The organism is Bifidobacterium saimiriisciurei, from assembly GCF_010667655.1.
Lineage (GTDB): Bacteria > Actinomycetota > Actinomycetes > Actinomycetales > Bifidobacteriaceae > Galliscardovia > Galliscardovia saimiriisciurei.
Window position 1 is genome coordinate 58,269 of record NZ_WHZU01000001.1, and the last position, 17,075, is coordinate 75,343.

Annotated in this window: 13 protein-coding genes and 1 tRNA gene; 10 read left to right on the forward strand and 4 right to left on the reverse strand. The window is 64.4% G+C overall.

Going from position 1 to position 17,075, the window contains the following annotated elements; translation table 11 throughout:
- Positions 1-35 precede the first annotated feature (35 nt).
- The 3 genes from GFD18_RS00230 (at position 36) to GFD18_RS00240 (ending at position 4,097) form a co-directional block, all read left to right on the forward strand.
- Entirely contained in the window at positions 36-1,382 is a 1,347-nt protein-coding gene (locus GFD18_RS00230) for an MFS transporter (protein ID WP_100509925.1), read from the forward strand.
- A 103-nt stretch (positions 1,383-1,485) separates the two neighbouring features.
- Positions 1,486-2,262 (forward strand): SDR family oxidoreductase, encoded by a 777-nt coding sequence (locus tag GFD18_RS00235; RefSeq protein WP_100509924.1) that lies wholly within the window; start codon positions 1,486-1,488, stop codon positions 2,260-2,262.
- A gap of 311 nt (positions 2,263-2,573) precedes the next feature.
- On the forward strand, positions 2,574-4,097 hold the full coding sequence (locus tag GFD18_RS00240) for an FGGY-family carbohydrate kinase (protein ID WP_100509923.1): 1,524 nt from the start codon (positions 2,574-2,576) through the stop codon (positions 4,095-4,097).
- 144 nt (positions 4,098-4,241) lie between these two features.
- Here GFD18_RS00240 and GFD18_RS00245 read toward each other — a convergent pair whose 3' ends face one another.
- A complete protein-coding gene (locus GFD18_RS00245) occupies positions 4,242-5,735 on the reverse strand; it encodes an APC family permease (RefSeq protein WP_100510430.1) in 1,494 nt (497 codons plus the stop codon).
- 316 nt (positions 5,736-6,051) lie between these two features.
- Here GFD18_RS00245 and GFD18_RS00250 point away from each other — a divergent pair, with 316 nt between their 5' ends.
- The 3 genes from GFD18_RS00250 (at position 6,052) to dnaG (ending at position 10,581) form a co-directional block, all read left to right on the forward strand.
- Positions 6,052-6,888 (forward strand): ATP-binding cassette domain-containing protein, encoded by an 837-nt coding sequence (locus tag GFD18_RS00250; RefSeq protein WP_100509922.1) that lies wholly within the window; start codon positions 6,052-6,054, stop codon positions 6,886-6,888.
- 44 nt (positions 6,889-6,932) lie between these two features.
- Positions 6,933-8,297 carry an alanine racemase gene (alr, locus tag GFD18_RS00255; protein ID WP_100509921.1) on the forward strand — a complete coding sequence of 455 codons (1,365 nt, stop codon included), beginning with the start codon at positions 6,933-6,935 and terminating at the stop codon, positions 8,295-8,297.
- 196 nt (positions 8,298-8,493) lie between these two features.
- Positions 8,494-10,581: a DNA primase gene (dnaG, locus tag GFD18_RS00260; RefSeq protein ID WP_100509920.1), complete on the forward strand. Its 2,088-nt coding sequence runs from the start codon at positions 8,494-8,496 to the stop codon at positions 10,579-10,581.
- A 19-nt stretch (positions 10,582-10,600) separates the two neighbouring features.
- Here the strand turns inward: dnaG and GFD18_RS00265 are convergent, their stop codons facing one another.
- Positions 10,601-11,629: a LacI family DNA-binding transcriptional regulator gene (locus tag GFD18_RS00265; RefSeq protein WP_100509919.1), complete on the reverse strand. Its 1,029-nt coding sequence runs from the start codon at positions 11,627-11,629 to the stop codon at positions 10,601-10,603.
- Positions 11,630-11,955: 326 nt separating this feature from the next.
- Between GFD18_RS00265 and GFD18_RS00270 the strand changes: the two genes are divergently transcribed.
- The 3 genes from GFD18_RS00270 to GFD18_RS00280 all read left to right on the forward strand — a co-directional run bounded on the left by GFD18_RS00270 (position 11,956) and on the right by GFD18_RS00280 (position 15,367).
- Entirely contained in the window at positions 11,956-12,729 is a 774-nt protein-coding gene (locus tag GFD18_RS00270) for an SDR family NAD(P)-dependent oxidoreductase (protein WP_100509918.1), read from the forward strand.
- A gap of 48 nt (positions 12,730-12,777) precedes the next feature.
- The gene (locus GFD18_RS00275) at positions 12,778-14,214 is read left to right on the forward strand and encodes an MFS transporter (RefSeq protein ID WP_207759976.1); all 1,437 of its coding nucleotides are present in this window, start codon (positions 12,778-12,780) and stop codon (positions 14,212-14,214) included.
- 76 nt (positions 14,215-14,290) lie between these two features.
- The gene (locus GFD18_RS00280; RefSeq protein WP_100509916.1) at positions 14,291-15,367 is read left to right on the forward strand and encodes a D-2-hydroxyacid dehydrogenase; all 1,077 of its coding nucleotides are present in this window, start codon (positions 14,291-14,293) and stop codon (positions 15,365-15,367) included.
- 128 nt (positions 15,368-15,495) lie between these two features.
- On the opposite strand, the gene GFD18_RS00285 is transcribed toward GFD18_RS00280, so the two are convergent.
- Complete coding sequence (locus tag GFD18_RS00285; RefSeq protein WP_100510429.1) at positions 15,496-16,011, reverse strand: DNA-deoxyinosine glycosylase; 516 nt, start codon at positions 16,009-16,011, stop codon at positions 15,496-15,498.
- A gap of 108 nt (positions 16,012-16,119) precedes the next feature.
- Positions 16,120-16,193, reverse strand: a tRNA-Arg gene (locus tag GFD18_RS00290).
- A gap of 233 nt (positions 16,194-16,426) precedes the next feature.
- Here GFD18_RS00290 and GFD18_RS00295 point away from each other — a divergent pair.
- Positions 16,427-17,044, forward strand: coding sequence for an alpha/beta hydrolase (locus GFD18_RS00295; RefSeq protein ID WP_225432817.1), 618 nt, complete (start codon positions 16,427-16,429; stop codon positions 17,042-17,044).
- The last annotated feature ends 31 nt before the right edge of the window (positions 17,045-17,075 follow it).

Below are 17,075 nucleotides of genomic sequence, written 5' to 3' on the forward strand. Positions count from 1 at the left end.
ACTGCGGCGTCCTCGACATTGGACAAGGAGCGGGGATGAGCAAGCTATCAAACAGCACGCGCAGACTGATCGGCGGGTTCCTCGCCATCGCGGTGTTCATGACGGGCGACGGCTTCGAGCTGACGTTCCTCTCGAAGTACATGGTCGACCACGGATTCGCGGCCACGCAGGCGTCTCTGCTGATCACCCTGTACGGCCTGTTCGCCGCGGCCGCCGCATGGACCAGCGGCGTGCTCGCCGAGATGTTCGGCGCCAAACGGCTCATGCTGATCGGCGCCACATGGTGGATCGTCATACAGATCGTCTTCCTCGGCGTGGCGCTTCCCTCGGGAAGCTACCCGTTCATCCTGGCGGTCTACGCGGTGCGAGGCGTCGGATACCCGCTGTTCATCTACTCGTTCGTCGTGCTCATGGCCGAGACGGTCGATCCGGCGAAGCTCTCCAGCGCCATGGGATGGTTCTGGACCTCCTTCTCCATGGGCATCGGCGTGTTCGGCGCCTACCTGCCCAGCTACATCATCCCCGTGCTCGGCGAGTACAAGACCTTCTGGTGCGCCATGCCGTTCGCCATCGTCGGCACGATCATGTGCATCCTGCTGGTGCCGAACACCAAGGGCAGGGCCTCCGAAGGGCTCGACCGCGCCGAGCAGATCCGGGAACTCACCAAGGGCGCGACCATCCTGGTGAAGAACCGCCAGGTCGCCTTCGCCGCCATCGTGCGCGTCATCAACAACCTCGTGCTCTACGGCTTCCCGGTCATCATGCCGCTGTACCTCTCCACGAAGAACAACGGCGGTGGCGGCTGGTTCCCCACCGAGACGTGGATGCGCTTCTGGGGCTTCGTGTTCGTCGTCACCCTGTTCGCCAACGTGTTCTGGGGCTGGTTCGGCGACCGCTTCGGCTGGATGATGCCCGTGCGCTGGTTCGGCTGCCTGCTGCTCACCGTCTCCACCCTGTTCGTCTACTACGTGCCGCAGTTCTTCGGCGCCAACGCACCGCTCATGTGGATCGGCTTCTTCCTCGTCGGCGTCGGCACCTGCGCATTCGTGCCGCTGACGGCGGTGGTGACCACGCTCGCCCCCGGCGAGCAGGGTGCGGCGCTCTCCGCCTACAACCTCGCCGCCGGACTCACCACGTTCGCCGGCCCGCTGATCGCCACAATCGTCATGCCGATCGCCGGCTTCGGCGGAGTGTGCTGGGCCTACGCGATCCTGTACGCCTTCGCGTTCGTCCTGACGTTCTTCATCCGCCCCAAGCAGCCCGGCTTCGACATCAAGGGACGTCGCCTGAGCGAGGAGGAGCGCATCGCCGAGGTCGAATCCATCACCGGCGACATCGCCGAGGTGCGCGAGGCCGAGGCAAGCCTGACCAAACAAGCCTGACCGATGCGAGTCGGTCATGACGGGGGAGACCCCGAACGGCAAATGTAACCAATCAACCCAATCAACCAACCCAACCAACAACCACAAATACAAAGGAGTAACCATGGGTATCATCGAGAAGATGCGGCTGGACGGCAAGAACATCTACGTCACCGGCGGTGCGCGAGGCATCGGCAAGTCCGTGGCCACGGCCTTCATGGAGGCGGGCGCCAACGTGGCGATCGTCGATGTGGACATCGACGAGGCCACGAAGACCGCGGCCGAGCTCGACGCCGCGCACGAGGGCAGGTCGTTCGCCATCAAGTGCGACGTGACCGAGCCCGAACAGGTCGACGCCATGGTCGCCAAGGTGGTCGACGAGTTCGGAGGCCTCGACGTCGCCTTCAACAACGCCGGCATCTGCATGAACATCCCCGCCGAGGAGATGACCCCCGCGCAGTGGGCCAAGGTCATCAACATCAACCTCACCGGCATCTTCCTCACCGCCCAGGCCGCCGGCAAGGTCATGCTCAGGCAGGGCCACGGCTCCATCATCAACACCGCGTCGATGAGCGCGCACATCGTCAACGTGCCGCAGCCGCAGTGCTCCTACAACGCCTCCAAGGCCGGCGTCATCCAGCTGACCAAGTCGCTGGCCATCGAATGGGCCAAGCGCGGCGTTCGCGTCAACTGCATCTCCCCGGGCTACATCGGCACCGACCTGACCCTGAGCTCCGAATCCCTCAAGCCGCTCATCGCCCAGTGGAACGCCATGGCCCCGATGGGACGCCTCGGCAAGCCCGAGGAGCTGCAGTCCATCTGCGTCTACCTCGCCGGCGACACCTCCACGTTCACCACCGGCTCCGACTTCGTGGTCGACGGCGCCTTCACCGCCTTCTGATCCGTGGCCTGACGCTCTGCCGCAGCGCCCGTCATATCGAATGGATCCTGTCTCTCAGCGTGTTCGATATGACGGGGCGGGCGGCCTGCGCAGTCCCATCCCGTCATCCTGAACGAAGGACATGGGCCAAGGCCGGGGATCATTCCCACACCACATCCGATTCCCGGCACCGGCCGTCATGACCCCGTTCAGGATGATTTCTTTTTGCAACGGCGCAGGCGCGCCCCTACAAGGTACGCGATGCGTCGCCAACGGCATAAAGACATCGCGACAATTTCGATTTCCAACCCTACGAGACAATCGAGGACACAATGAAGTATCTTCTCGGCACCGACATCGGCACCTCCGGCACCAAGACCGTCCTTATGAACACCGAAGGCGAGCTCATCGCCCAGGACCTGCAGGAATACGACGTGCTCACCCCCAAGCCCCTGTGGGCCGAACAGTGGCCCGACGTGTGGTACCGCGGCGCCGTCGACTCCATCAGGAACACCGTGGCCAAGTCCGGCGTCGCCGCCTCCGACATCAAGGGCATCGCCATCTCCGGCCTTTACGGAGGCTCCGGCATCCCGCTCGACGAGAACATGGAGCCCGTCCGCCCCTGCATGATCTGGATGGACCGTCGCGCCAACGAGGAGACGCAGTGGGTGCTCGACAACATCGGCGAGGAGAAGCTGCTGCGCATCACCCAGAACGGCGCCGACCCGTACTACGGCTACACGAAGATCCTGTGGATGAAGAACCACGAGCCGGAGAACTGGGCGAAGACCAGGCTGTTCCTGCCTCCGAACGACTACGTGATCTACAAAATGACCGGCGAAGTGGCCATCGACTACTCCTCGGCCGGCAACATCGGCGGCATCTTCGACATGAACACGCGCACCTGGTCGAAGGAGCTGCTCGACGACATGGGCATTCCGGCCTCGATGATGCCGCAGCGCATCGTCGAATCGACCGACATCGTCGGCGGCCTCAAGGAGGACATCGCCGCCGAACTCGGGCTCGAACCCGGCATGCCGGTCATCGCCTCCGGCATCGACTGCGGCGCCGCCAACATCGGCCTCGGCGTGTTCGAGCCCGGCGTGTACGCGGCGGCCATCGGCACCTCGATGTGCGCGGCGCTGATCTCCGACAAGCCGGTCAAGGGCAAGGGCCTGATCGTGTGGCCGTACCTGTACGACGCCAGGAGGCTCTCCTACAACTTCGCCGGCGGCGCCACGGCAGGCGCCATCGTCAAATGGTTCCGCGACACCCTGTGCCAGTGGGAGAAGGAGGAGCAGGACCGCACCGGCGTGAGCGTGTACGACCAGCTCAACGAGGCCGCCGAAAAGGTGCCGGCCGGCAGCGAGGGGCTCGTCGTGCTGCCGTACTTCATGGGCGAGCGCAGCCCCATCTGGGATTCCGACGCCAAGGGCACCATCGTGGGCCTGTCGCTGGCGCACACCAAGGCGCATCTCTACCGCGCGTTCCTCGAGGCCGTGGCCTACTCGCTGCGTGACGCCATGGAGGCCACATCCGACGATCTGGGCGACTACATCCTGCTGGCCGGCGGCGTGACCAAGTCGAAGCTGTGGCGCCAGATCTTCGCCGACGTGACCGGCTACCCGGTCGTCTGCCCGAAGGAGGACGTCGAGGCGAACATGGGCGACGTGATGCTCGCCGGCATCGGCACCGGTCTGCTCACCTACGAGCAGACCAAGCGGTGGCAGGTGCTCGACAAGCCCGTCAAACCCTCGGTCGAAGGCCACAGGCGTTACAGCAGGTACTTCGCCGTGTACAAGTCCGTCTACGAGCACCTCAAGGGCGACATGAAGGAGCTCTCCGAACTCCAGTAGCGGGCCTTGTCGGTTCCCGATATGACAATGGGCGGTTCCGCGGAATTCCGGCGGAACCGCCCATTGTCAATTTGGTCAGACCGGTCGTTTACGACCCTTTTCCGACCCCTTTGCAATCGGTTTTACCAAGTATCGGCAGGAAAACTACTCCTTGGTCTCGGTCTTGGTCTCGGCGGCGGCCATGGCCTCGTCGATCGCCTTGCGGGCCTTCTTCTGCGCCTGCTTGCCAAGCACGGAGTTGCGGCGGCTGAAGCCGAAGTACACGGCAAGGCCGATGGCCAGCCAGATGGCGAAACGCACCCACGTCTCCCAGTTCAGGCCGGCGATGAACACCAGGCAGAAGATGATGGAGAGGATCGGCGTGAACGGCACGCCCGGCGCCTTGAAGCCGCGGTGGGCGTTCGGCTGGGTCTTGCGCATCCACAGCACGCCGGCGGAGACGATCATGAACGCGGAAAGCGTGCCGATGTTCACCAGCTCGAACAGGATGTTGATGTTGATGAAGCCGCCTGCGATGGCGGTGAGGATGCCGAAGAACCACGTGCCCTTGAACGGCGTGAGGTACTTCTTGTGCACCTCGCCGAACAGCTTCGGGAACAGGCCGTCGCGCGCCATCGCGTAGCAGATGCGGGACTGGCCGTACAGCTGCACGAGCATCACCGTGGTCATGCCCACGAGCGCGCCGATGTTCACGATCACCGCCAGCCAGTTGAGTCCCGTGGCCAGGATCACGCCGGCGACGGGCGCGTCGATGAACTTCGCGAAGTCCATGTAGGGCACCACGCCGGTCATCACCAGCGTCATGATGATGTAGATGACGGTCGAGATGGCCAGCGAGATGAGGATGCCCCGCGGCAGCGTCTTGTTCGGGTTGACGGTCTCCTCGGCCGACGACGAGACGGCGTCGAAGCCGATGAAGCTGAAGAACACGATGGACGCGGCCGGGATGATGCCGTACGGCTGGGTGGAACCGGGCTGGAACGTGTAGATGCCGTACGGGGAGAACGGCTTCCAGTTGGCCGGGTTGATGTAGCGGATGGTGCAGATGATGAACAGCACGATGATGGCCAGCTTGATGATGACCATGATGTCGTTGACGCGCTTGGTCTGGTTGATGCCGACGGACAGCACCCACGTGATGAGCAGCACCACGACGAATCCCGGAAGGTTGAAGTACGTGGTCACGCCCGGCGTGGTGCCGTATGCGGCCGTGAGCTCCACGGGCAGATGGAATCCGAACCCTTCAAGCAGCTTGTTGAAATAGCCCGCCCATCCCGCGGAGACGGTCGCCGCCTGCAATGCGTATTCGAGAATGAGGTTCCATCCGATGACGAACGCGATGAGCTCGCCGAACGCCAGATACGCGTACGAGTAGGCGGAACCGGAGACCGGGGCCATCGACGCGAACTCCGCGTAGCACAGTCCGGCGAAACCGCAGCAGATGGCGGCGAGCAGGAACGAGACCGCCAGCGCCGGGCCCGCGGTGAGCGCTCCCTTGCCGGTCAGCACGAAGATGCCGGTGCCGATGATCGCGCCGATGCCGAGCATCGTCAGATCGAACGTCTTCATCGTGCGCTTCAACGGCGTGGCCTCGGCCACTATCTTCGACACGTCTTTTTTGCGTAATAGGCTATTCATGAATTCCTTCTTGGGATGGAAACTCTCCTGCAACCGTCAACATCTTACGGGAGCAATCGTTACGAACGAATTGTTTTGAACGTGCAATGTCCGCATGGTAAGACATCTGTTTGATTTTGTCAGTCCCAACGGTATATGAACGCGACGATAATCGTGAATGAACCATGTGCGAACCACGGGACTGCGAAGCGGCCGGACGTCGGCCCCGGGCGATGTCCCGGGCCGACGGTGAATGCCGACGGCCGTGGATGCTCCGTCATCGGCGTTCCCGGGCCTCCCTAGAATACAGGAAGAGCCACAACGATGGGAGCCAATCATGGGACTGATGGATCTGTTCGCCCGCAAGAAGACCATAGACACCCGAAAGCGCCGGCTGTCGTTCATTCTCGACGACGCCGGCCTGACCTACGAGGACGGCAAGACCGGCCTCGAACCGACGACCATCACCATCGACGAGAAACGCGTTGCCGTCATCGGACTCAACGGCGCCGGCAAATCCACGCTGCTCGAACTCATCGACGGCTCGCGCAAGGCCACCACCGGCACGGTGAGCGTGGTCCGGAGCATCCTCGACGACGACGGCGAACCCGTGACGGGGGAGGACACCGCGTTCGACCCCGCACGCAAGTCCGACGCCAAGGCGTTGAAGGACGTCATCGGCATCGTACGGCGCGAGGAGATTCCCCAGCGCTACTACATGGCCGAGAACATCGCCGAAGCCGTCGCCGAGCCGTTGAAGAAAAGCAGCTTGCCCGAAGGCATGCGGCACGAGACCGTCGGAGCGCTCTTCGCGCACTTCGGACTGACGCCGTACGCGCGCAACAAGGCCGCCAGCCTCGACAGCGAGAAACGCCACCTGCTCGCCATCGTCGGCGCGCTCGCCATCAACCCCGCCGCCATCGTGGCCGACGAGCCCACCAAGGGCCTCGACGAAAACGCCACGCGCACCGTGGCCCGCGCCCTGTTCGGCTACGACAAGCAGGTGGTCTTCGCCACCCACGACCTGAGCCTCGTGACCAACCCCGACTACGCCATCGACCGCGTGATCGTGCTCGACGAGCACCGCGTGGCGTTCGACGGCCCGGCCAAGGAGGCCGTCGACTTCTACAACGACCTCATCGCGAGGAAATATGCGGAAATGACGAAAAAGTGAGCCTCGTCACGATTCCGTCGCATAGCGGCGGCACAATAGGGCACATGACTTTGAGTGCAGCGCCCGAATGGGCTTTCTCTTCAGCAGACGGCGAAACCAACTATCGCAACGCGTGCGAGCAGTACCCGGCGCAGTGCATCGTGGACCTGGCGGTCCTGCGCGACAACATGCGCCATCTGGTCTCCGTATGCGGCGGCCCCGAATCCGGCACCGCCGTCATGGGCGTGGTCAAGGCCGATGCCTACGGCCACGGACTCATCCCGGCCGCGCTGGCCGCGCTCGCCGGCGGGGCCACATGGCTCGGCACCGCGCAGTCGCACGAGGCGCTGCTGCTGCGCAAGGCCGGCATCGGACCGGACCGCTGCCACATTCTCACATGGGTGTACAACGGCGTGAACGTGCCGTTCGGCGAGCTCATCAAGAACGACATCGACATCTCCATCGGTTCCATGGCCGGCATCGACCTGGCTGCGGCCGCCGCCCGCGCCGTGGGCAAGACCGCCCGCGTGCACGTGAAGGTGGACTCCGGCTTCGGTCGCAACGGCTTCACCGAGGAATCCTTCGACGAGGCGCTGAAGAAGTTCGTGGCCTACGCGCATGAAGGCGTGTTCCACATCGTGGGCCAGTGGAGCCACCTCGCCGTGGCCGACTCTCCCGACGTCCCCGAGTTCGTGGCGTCCACCGACCGGCAGATCGAGCACTTCAACGCGTTCACCGCGCGCATGGAGAAGGCCGGCATCGCGCCGGAGATCCGCCATCTGGCCAACACCGCCGCCACACTGAACCGCCCGGAGATCCACTTCGAGCTCACCCGTCCGGGCATCGGCCTGTACGGCTACGAGCCCGACCCGGCCATGGGCACGCCCTCCACATGGCGGCTCAAGCCCGCCATGACGCTGCAGGCGCAGCTCGGCACCGTCAAGCACATCGAGGCCGGCCACGGCATCTCCTACGGCCGCACGTACCTGACGCCCGATGACACCTCCACCGCCATCGTGCCGATCGGCTACGCGGACGGCATCCACCGCTCCGCCTCCGGATTCGACATGGAAGGCGCCAAGCATGTGCAGAAGGACGGCGGACCCGTGCGCGTGATGACCAGCGAGGGCCCGAAGCTCTACCGCGTCTCCGGCCGCGTGTGCATGGACCAGTTCATGGTCGACCTGCACGGCTCCTGCTCCGCCGACGAGCTCGACGTGCACGAGGGCGACACCGTGGTGCTGTTCGGCCCCGGCCGCGGCGAACAGTTCGCCGAGCCCACCGCCGACGACTGGGCCCGCGCCGCCGGCACCATCAGCTACGAGATCTTCACCTGCCTGCGCAACCGCATCCCGAGGCTGTACCTCCACGCCGCCGATGTGCTGCCGCCCGAGGACCTCGCCAAACTCGACCCCGCAACGCTGCTGTAGCCGGACGCCCCGTCACATGGGCGGTACGGCCTGTGTGGCGGGGCTGATTAGACGGTGCTGATCAATCGTTGGAATCGCAACGTTTCCTCAGGTTCGTCACATGGGTCGGGCTCCTGTGTGCCGACGCGGCCCGTGCGGCGTTCGCCGACCGCCACACGACGCCGGCAATCACCCCGGTTGGGTAGACTAAAGCGTTATGCCGGGTTTGATTCTGAAGGAAGACATTGAGAAGGTGCGTGCAGCCGCCGATCTGTACGACATCGTTTCCGCCGACGTCACATTGAAGGCGTCGGGCTCCGGCACGTTCATGGGCCTGTGCCCGTTCCACGACGAAAAGACGCCGAGCTTCTCCGTGCGTCCCGCACTCGGCTCATGGCACTGCTTCGGCTGTGGTCTGGGCGGTGACATCTTCAAATACGTCGAACAGTCCGAAAACGTCGGATTCGCCGACGCCGTCGAGATCCTCGCCGACAAATACCACATCGAGCTGCATTACGACTCCAAGCAGCCTCAGCAGCGTCAGGGTTCCAAGCGCTCCCGCCTGCTGGAGATCAACGACGAGGCGCAGCGCTTCTTCGTCTCGCAGATCATGAGCCGCGAGGCGTTGGCCGCGCGCAAGCTCCTCGCCGGCCGAAACTTCTCCCAGGCCGACTGCGAGCGCTTCGGCTGCGGATACGCGCCGCAGGGCTGGGACAATCTCGTCCGTCACCTGGCGTCGAAGGGCTATACGCAGCAGGAGATGATGGACGCCGGCCTGGCGCGTCAGGGCCAGCGCGGCGTCTACGACTATTTCCGCGGCCGCGTGACGTGGCCGATTCGCGACGCGACCGGCCGCACGCTCGGCTTCGGCGCCCGCAAGTTGTATGACGACGACACGATTCAGGCGAAGTACATCAACACGCCCGACACCACGCTGTATCACAAGAACCAGGTGCTGTACGGCCTCGACATCGCCAAAGCGAACATCGTGAAGAAGCGTCAGGTCGTCATCGTCGAAGGCTATACCGATGTGATGGCCTGTCATCTCGCCGGCGTCGACACGGCCGTGGCGACCTGCGGCACGGCGTTCGGCAACGAGCATGCGAAGATCGTGCGTCGTCTGATCTCCGACGACAAGCTCGGCGGCCTGCAGCTCATCGGTCCGGGAAAGAACCGGACGTCGCGCGTCGTGTTCACGTTCGACGGCGACGCCGCCGGCCAGAAGGCCGCGCTGCACGCGTTCGGCCTGGACGGCGCGTTCCTTTCGCAGACGTTCGTGGCCGTGGCCGACGACAATCTCGACCCGTGCGACCTGCGCATCCAGCGGGGCGACACCGCCGTGCGCACGCTGATCGACAACGCGTATCCGCTGTATGATTTCGTCATCAACACGGCGATCGACCAGTTCGACACGCAGTATGCGACCGGGCAGATGGGCGCGGTGAAGGCCGTGGCGCCGGTCATCGCGCAGATCCGCGATCGTTCGCTGGTCGACCTGTATGCGCGCAAGGCCGCGCGCCGCATCGGCATCGAGCTCGATGTGATGGCGCGTGAGGTGCAGAACGCTCGGCGTCAGCTGCGGGTCCGCGACGAAGACGCCTATGCGCCGCGCGGCCAGCGCCAATACGGCGGTTTCAACAACGCCGATAGGGGAGCGCGCGGGGAACGTGGGGAGAACCCGTATGCGAATCCGGCCCGTCGACGTGCGCTTGAACGGCAGGATGCGCTGACCCAGGGGTACTATCGCATCGATGATGCGGTGTTCATCTGCGAGCAGCAGTTCATGGGCATTCTCATTCAGGTGCCGCGTTCGGTCAACCCGTCGATGTTCGCTCAGCTGACGGAGGAGAGCTTCACGACGCCGGTGTTCCGCTCGATGTATCAGGCGCTGGAGGCGGCCGGCGGACTGCCGTCGAACGATACGCCGCAGGGATTGTGGATGCACAATCTGTCCAAGGCCGCTGGGCCGCTGCTCGAGGGCGTGGTGAACGAGCTGGCCGTGATGCCGCTGCCGCTGCCGAGCGCGGAGAAGGACTCGCAGCAGGTGACGGACGAGATGGCACAGTCGTCGTCGGCTGTCTCGGCGCCGCTGCGTCCGGCCACCGATGCGGAGAAGCAGTATGCCTCCGAACTGCTGGTGCGGCTGCTCGACATGGGCTACATGCGGCTCATCGCGCGTAACAAGCGGCGGATGAACCAGCTGCCCGAAGGCGAGGAGAAGTTCCGCCTGCTCGGGGAGATAACCAGGCTCGAGGCCAGTCGCAAGAACCTTCAGGCCGAGATCTTCGGCAACACCGTGGGATGACGGGCGGCGCCCGCCGTGGTCAGATCGACGGCGCCTTCACGATGGAGACGGGCAGAACGAGCTGCCGGCTCGCCGTGTATGGGTCGTTGCCGCCACTGCCGGATTCCTTGGCGCGGATCTGCTCCAGCAGGTTCTTCGCGGATTCCTGGCCGAGGATCCGCGGGTCCTGTTCCAGCAGGTATACGCCGTCCCTCACATGCTGCGACCATCGCCAGTCGTCGAAGCTGACGAGGCCGATGTCGTCGGGAAAGGTGATGCCGAGGTTGCGCAATGCCGTGAGGATGTCGAACAACGTGGGCCCCATGAGCGAGACCAGCGCCGTCCTGCCGTTGAGATGACGCAGCGTGGTGTCTATCTCCCGCTGCAGCCATGCGGCGTCCTGGCCTTCCGCGCCGATGGTGACCATGAGCACGTGCCGTTCCTCGGCCGCCTGCTTCAATCCTTCGACGCGAGGGGTCTGCGCGGAAAGGTCGCTGCGCAGCCGACGGACCACCACGAGGTTGTCGTACCCCATGTCGGCGAGCCTGCCGACGAGGTCGTGGCAGGCCTCCCGGTTGTTCGAGACGATGCTGGTGACGGAATCCGGCTGGTTCGGTGGCCTGCGGTCGACCATGACGAGCGGCACGCGGGCGCTGGTCACGTCCTCATAGGAGCGGAAGTCGGTGGAGTTGGGCTGGATGATCAGTCCGTCGGCCTCCTGGGCGAGCAGTCGTTCGATCTCGTCGTGCTCCTCGCGTACGGAGTTGTTCGAGTTCATCAGCATGACGTCGTACCCGGCGGGCTGCAGTTCGGTGTAGATGCCGCTGAACAGCAGCGATGAGAAGACGTTGGAGATATCGGAGACGATGACGCCGACCACATGGGTGGACTGCTGTCGCATCCTGCGCGCCGAGGCGCTGGGACGGTAGTCGAGACGGGTGATGGTGTCTTGGACGCGGTTCCTGGTCGCCTGGCTCATCTTGCCGTAGTTGCCGTTGATGAACCGGGAGACCGTGGTCACGGATACCTGGGCCTCGCGTGCGATGTCCGCGATGGTTACCTTGGCCATGTCGACGTCCTTTCCTGCATTGCCCCGTTGACTTGCGCCCCACCAGTGTAAATCCGATTTCACGGACGGCGCGCGCCGTTCCCGCGATTGTGCGCGGATTGTCGCGCAACACGCCGATGGTGGCGTGTTTTCACGGTTGGGTATATCTTAGGGATATCGATACACCCAAGTAAACACAACGAAGTTATATTTCGATGGGATATCGATAACCTAAGGGAAGACATCATAGGAAACAGTGAAACCGGCATGGATGCGGCCATGAGATGCCGCATCCACACCGGTCTCTCCGGCGAACCGGCCGGAATCGAATCGTTAAGGAGTGACGCATGGAAGAGTTCTCCATCGACAGCTTTGCGCTTACCGACAAGGTCGTGCTGATCACGGGCGGGGCCAGCGGCCTCGGACGCTTCTACACGCAGGCCGTGAGCAAGGTCGGCGCCGACGTGTTCATCGTCTCGTATGACCGCACCGGCTGGGAGGACGTACGCGCCGAGGTGGAGGCCAACGGCCGTAGGGTCGCGTTCCTGCAGCAGGACATCACCGAGCCCGGCGCCGCGAAGAAGATCGTCGACGCCGCGATCGCGGAATACGGCCGCATCGACGTGCTCATCAACAACGCGGGCATGCAGCGCCGCCACGATATCGTGGACTTCCCCGACGACGACTGGCGTGCGGTCATCGAACTCAACCTCAACGCGTTGTACTACCTCTCTCACGAGGTCGCCAAGGTCATGATCGACCGGAAGGGCGGCAAGATCGTGAACATCGGCTCCATGCAGTCCTACCGCGCCGGCAAGTTCATCTTCCCCTACACGGCGAGCAAGCACGGCGTGATGGGTCTGACCCGCGCCTACGCCGACGCCCTTGCTCCGTACAACATCCAGGTCAACGGTCTGGCCCCCGGCTACATCAACACCCCGATGACCAAGGCGCTGCAGGAGGACCCCGTGCGCAGCGTGGAGATCCGCGAGCACATCCCCGCCGGACACTGGGGCGAGCCGCGCGAGCTCATGGGGGCGATGGTGTTCCTGTGCTCGTCGGCGTCGAACTACATCACCGGAGCCATGATCCCCGTCGACGGCGGCTACCTGCTGCGCTGACGTCCGGCCGACCAATCATTTCAGATTTCCCCGTAATCAAAGGAGATTATGATGGCAAAATCCGATGTTCCGGAAACCGCGCCCATGAGCGAGGCGGAATACGCCGACCAGCTCAAGCGCGCCACCCTGGCCTCGAGCCTCGGCAGCGCCCTCGAATACTTCGACTTCGCGCTGTACGGCCTGTGCACCGCGCTGATCTTCAACACGTTGTTCTTCCCGCAGGACAATCCCGCCATGGCGACCGTGGCCTCCTTCGCCACCTTCGGCGTGGGCTTCATCGCAAGACCGTTCGGCGGACTCATCTTCGGCCGTCTCGGCGACATCATCGGCCGCAAGTGGGTGCTGGTCGTCACCATCATCCTCATGGGCGGCGCCTCCACCGCCATCGGCTTCCTGCCCACCTACGATTCGGTCGGCATGCTGGCCCCGATTCTGCTGGTCATCGCGCGACTGGTGCAGGGCTTCGGCGCCGGCGCCGAACAGACCGGCTCCTCGGTGCTGATGGCCGAGTATGCGCCGGTCAAGCAGCGTGGATTCTTCGCCGCACTGCCGTACATCGGCATCCAGGCCGGCAGCCTTATGGCGTCCGTCGCCTTCTTCCTGCTGACCCTCATGCCCGAGAAGCAGCTGCTGGCGTGGGGCTGGCGCATCCCGTTCCTCGCCTCGTTCCTGCTGATCCTGCTGGCCCTGTTCATTCGAATGCATCTTCGTGAATCGCCGACCTTCGTGGAGCTCAAGGCCAACGACCAGGTGGCCGAGCATCCGCTCAAGGAGCTATTCTCCACCGGCATGCCCGGCCTTGTCGCCGCGTTCGGCATGCGCATGGCCGAAAACGGCGGAAGCTACATGCTGCAGACGCTGTCGATGTCCTACGTCGTGGCCGTTGCCGGCAGCAACGCCGACAGGGGCGTGCTGTCCTGGGGCGTCGCGTTGGGTGCGCTGGTGGGCCTGTTCACGGTGCCGTTCTCCGGCGCCCTGTCCGACAGGTTCGGCCGTCGCGTGATCTACCGCGCCGGTTCGGTGTTCTTGCTGCTGTTCGCCTTCCCCGCATGGTGGCTGCTCTCCCTCGGCAACCACTACATCGCCGTCGCGGTGGTGACGCTGGGTGTCGGCTTCGGCGTCAACTTCATGCTCGGCCCGCAGTGCGCCATGTTCCCCGAACTGTTCGGCGCCCGCCACCGCTATCTCGGCGTGGCCATGGCCCGCGAGCTCTCCGCAGTGGTCGCCGGCGGCCTGGCCGGTGTGCTCGGCTCCTACATCATCGCGGTGAGCAACGCGAACTGGATGCTGATGGGCGTGTACATGACCGTGCTCGCGGCCGTCACCACACTGTCGACCTTCATGGTGCCCGAGACCGCCGGTCGGGACCTCACCCGTCTCGAGGACGCCGTCAGGCTTCCGGAAAACGAGCGCGGCGATGTCACGACCCGCGTTCCGGGGGTCGCCGACACGCTCGGCTACCAGTCCGTGGCGGCGTCGAACTGACCTCTCCGGCCGGTTCCTCTGCGCATCCACCCTATATATCCGTCGAATCCCGACATACACCCAAAGGAAACACGATATGACAACCGCAACCGCAACGAACGAAACCGGACACAAGCTGCGCGTGGTCGTGGCCGTCCCGCTGAAGGAGGAGCTCTGCAAACTGGTCGAGACCCTCGAACCCCGCGTCGAGATGGTGCGCGACCAGTCCCTGCTCAAGCCCATGCGTTGCGCCGCCGACTGGTCGGGCGATCCCGAATACCATCGCACCGAGGAGCAGCAGAAGGCATTCGACGAACTGGTGGACTCCGCCGAAGTGCTGTTCGGCATCCCCGACGTCGAACCCGCCGCGCTCGCCCGCACGGTCCGTGCCAACCCGGACCTGAAATGGGTGATGACGACGGCCGCCGGCGGCGGCAGCCAGGTCAAGGACGCGGGTCTCGCCCGCGAGGAGTTCGACCGCATCATCTTCACCACCAGTGCCGGAGTCCACGGTGGACCTCTCGCCGAGTTCGCGGTGTTCGGTCTGCTGGCGGGCGCCAAGAACCTGCCGAAACTGCTCGCCGACAAGCAGGCCAAGAACTGGCCGGGGCGCTGGGAGATGCGACAGGTCGATGAAATGACCGTGCTGGTGATGGGACTGGGCGGCATCGGCTCCGAGTGCGTGCGGCGTCTCAACGCGCTGGGTGCACGGGTGATCGGCGTCGCCGAGGGCAGCCCTCGGATTGACGGCGTCGACAAGGTGGTGACCGCCGCCGAACTGCCGCAGGTCGTGGGCGAGGCCGACGCCATCATCAACACGCTGCCGGGCACCGACCAGACGTTCCATATGCTGGGCAAGGACGTGTTCGCCAACATGAAGCCGGGCACCATCATCTCCAGCGTGGGCCGCGGCACGGTGATCGACGAATCCGAACTGCTCAAGGCCCTCGATGACGGGCGCGTGGCCTTCGCGGCCATGGACGTGTTCGAGCATGAGCCGCTCCCCGCCGACTCTCCGTTCTGGACCCATCCGCAGGTCGTGGTCAGCCCGCACACCGCTGCGTTGAGCAGCAAGGAGGAGGAGCGTATCGCCCGTCGCTTCGCGCAGGATGCCACCGCCTTCCTGGACGGCAAGCCCCTGCGCGCCGTCGTGAACACGGTGGAATTCTACTAGGCGATAGGGCCCGTGAAACGGGCGAATCGTAGATGTCGGCCCGGCGCCGGACCATGCATGACCCGCATGATCCGGCGCCGGGCCGGTTTCGTCATGATCGGCCGTACGCCGTCGCCGGTTCGGCGCGGTCATGCCAGTATGCGGCGATATGCCTCCACCAGCTGCGGCAGACGCATACGGGCGTTCGCCGGGCTGGTCGACGGCAGGGGAGTCATCGGTATGTCGATGCCGGCGGCGGCCAGCTGCGGCGCGCACAGGCGACGATAGAGCTGCGCCGCCTTGCCTCCGGTCGTGAACACATGGGTGATGCGCGAGGCGCGGATGATGGGCGCCAGGTCGTTCGGCACCGCATTGCGGATCGACGAATCGCTCGCTCCCGCGATGTCGCAGGAGGCGATGACGTCCCACAGGGCGAAACGATGCCGCAGGGCGAAGTCGCGTCGGGCCTCGGCGGTCGGTTCCGGCACCGGCTCGTCGAACAATGCGGCCATCACCGGCCAGAACCGGTTCTGCGGATGCATGTAGTAGAACGCCGCCTCACGCGATTTCGGACTTGGCATCGACCCGAGGACAAGCATGCGCGAATCCGCGTCCCACACCGGTCCGAACCCATGCTCCACATGCTGCAATTCCCGCGATTCCATGGTCTTCAGCATAATCCCAATTCACTCTTAGTACCTGAGCAGTACCCGAAACGGTTGGGCGGAAAACGAAAAGCCCTTGGAACCGTAATGATTCCAAGGGCTGAGGCGTGACCCCGGCCGGGCTCGAACCGGCGACCTTGAGATTAGAAGTCACATGCTCTATCCAGCTGAGCTACGGGGCCAAAGACAACGAAACGACATTGTAGCAACTCGCCCGCCGTTCCGCCACGTCGAACCGCCGACGTTGACGGGGCTCCGACGCCGAAGCGGATCGCCGCCAATGGAGGATTGAGGATTGCCGGAGTCGAACACCGGTCGGGTCGAACGCGGCATCGCTGGGACGGGCCAAGCCGCACGGTAGTCTGGAAATCGGATGTGCGGCGAGACGGTCGACCCGAACGAAACGGAGTAAACCATGCGACTGGCGATGATATCGAACATCGATTTCGACCACGACGACGATGACGATCTGTTCGTCATGTTCCACGGGTATGGCAACGACGAGCAGGAGATGGTGCGCATCATCGACGCCATCGAACCGGACGCCGACTACATCTCCGTGCAAGCGCCGATTCACCGCACGTATCTCGGCGGCCACGCATGGTACGACAGCGCCGGCTGGGACAACGCGCGCATCCAGGCGCAATGCTCGGCCATCGGCGACCGACTCGTCACCCTGCTTGACGCCAGCGGATTGCTCGGCCGTCGCATCGTGCTCGTCGGATTCTCGCAGGGCGGGTATCTCTCATACCGTCTGCTCGCCGACCATCCGGATGTGTTCGATGCCGCCGTACTGCTCGCGCCGTCGTTCCATGATGACGTCGTCACCGTGCCCGATCTCGCCGACGACGCCCGCCCCGATGTCTTCCTTGGCTACGGCACCCTCGACCGGCAGATTCCCGACGGGCAGAAGGCCGCCATGCGCGAGGCACTCGCACGGTTCACGCACGGCGAGGAGCATTCCTACGACGGCATGCGTCACGACGTATGCGAACGCGAGTTCGCCGACATCCGGGCCTTCCTCTCGCGGTGAAACGAATCCTCCCGACTTACTATGAGCGGGA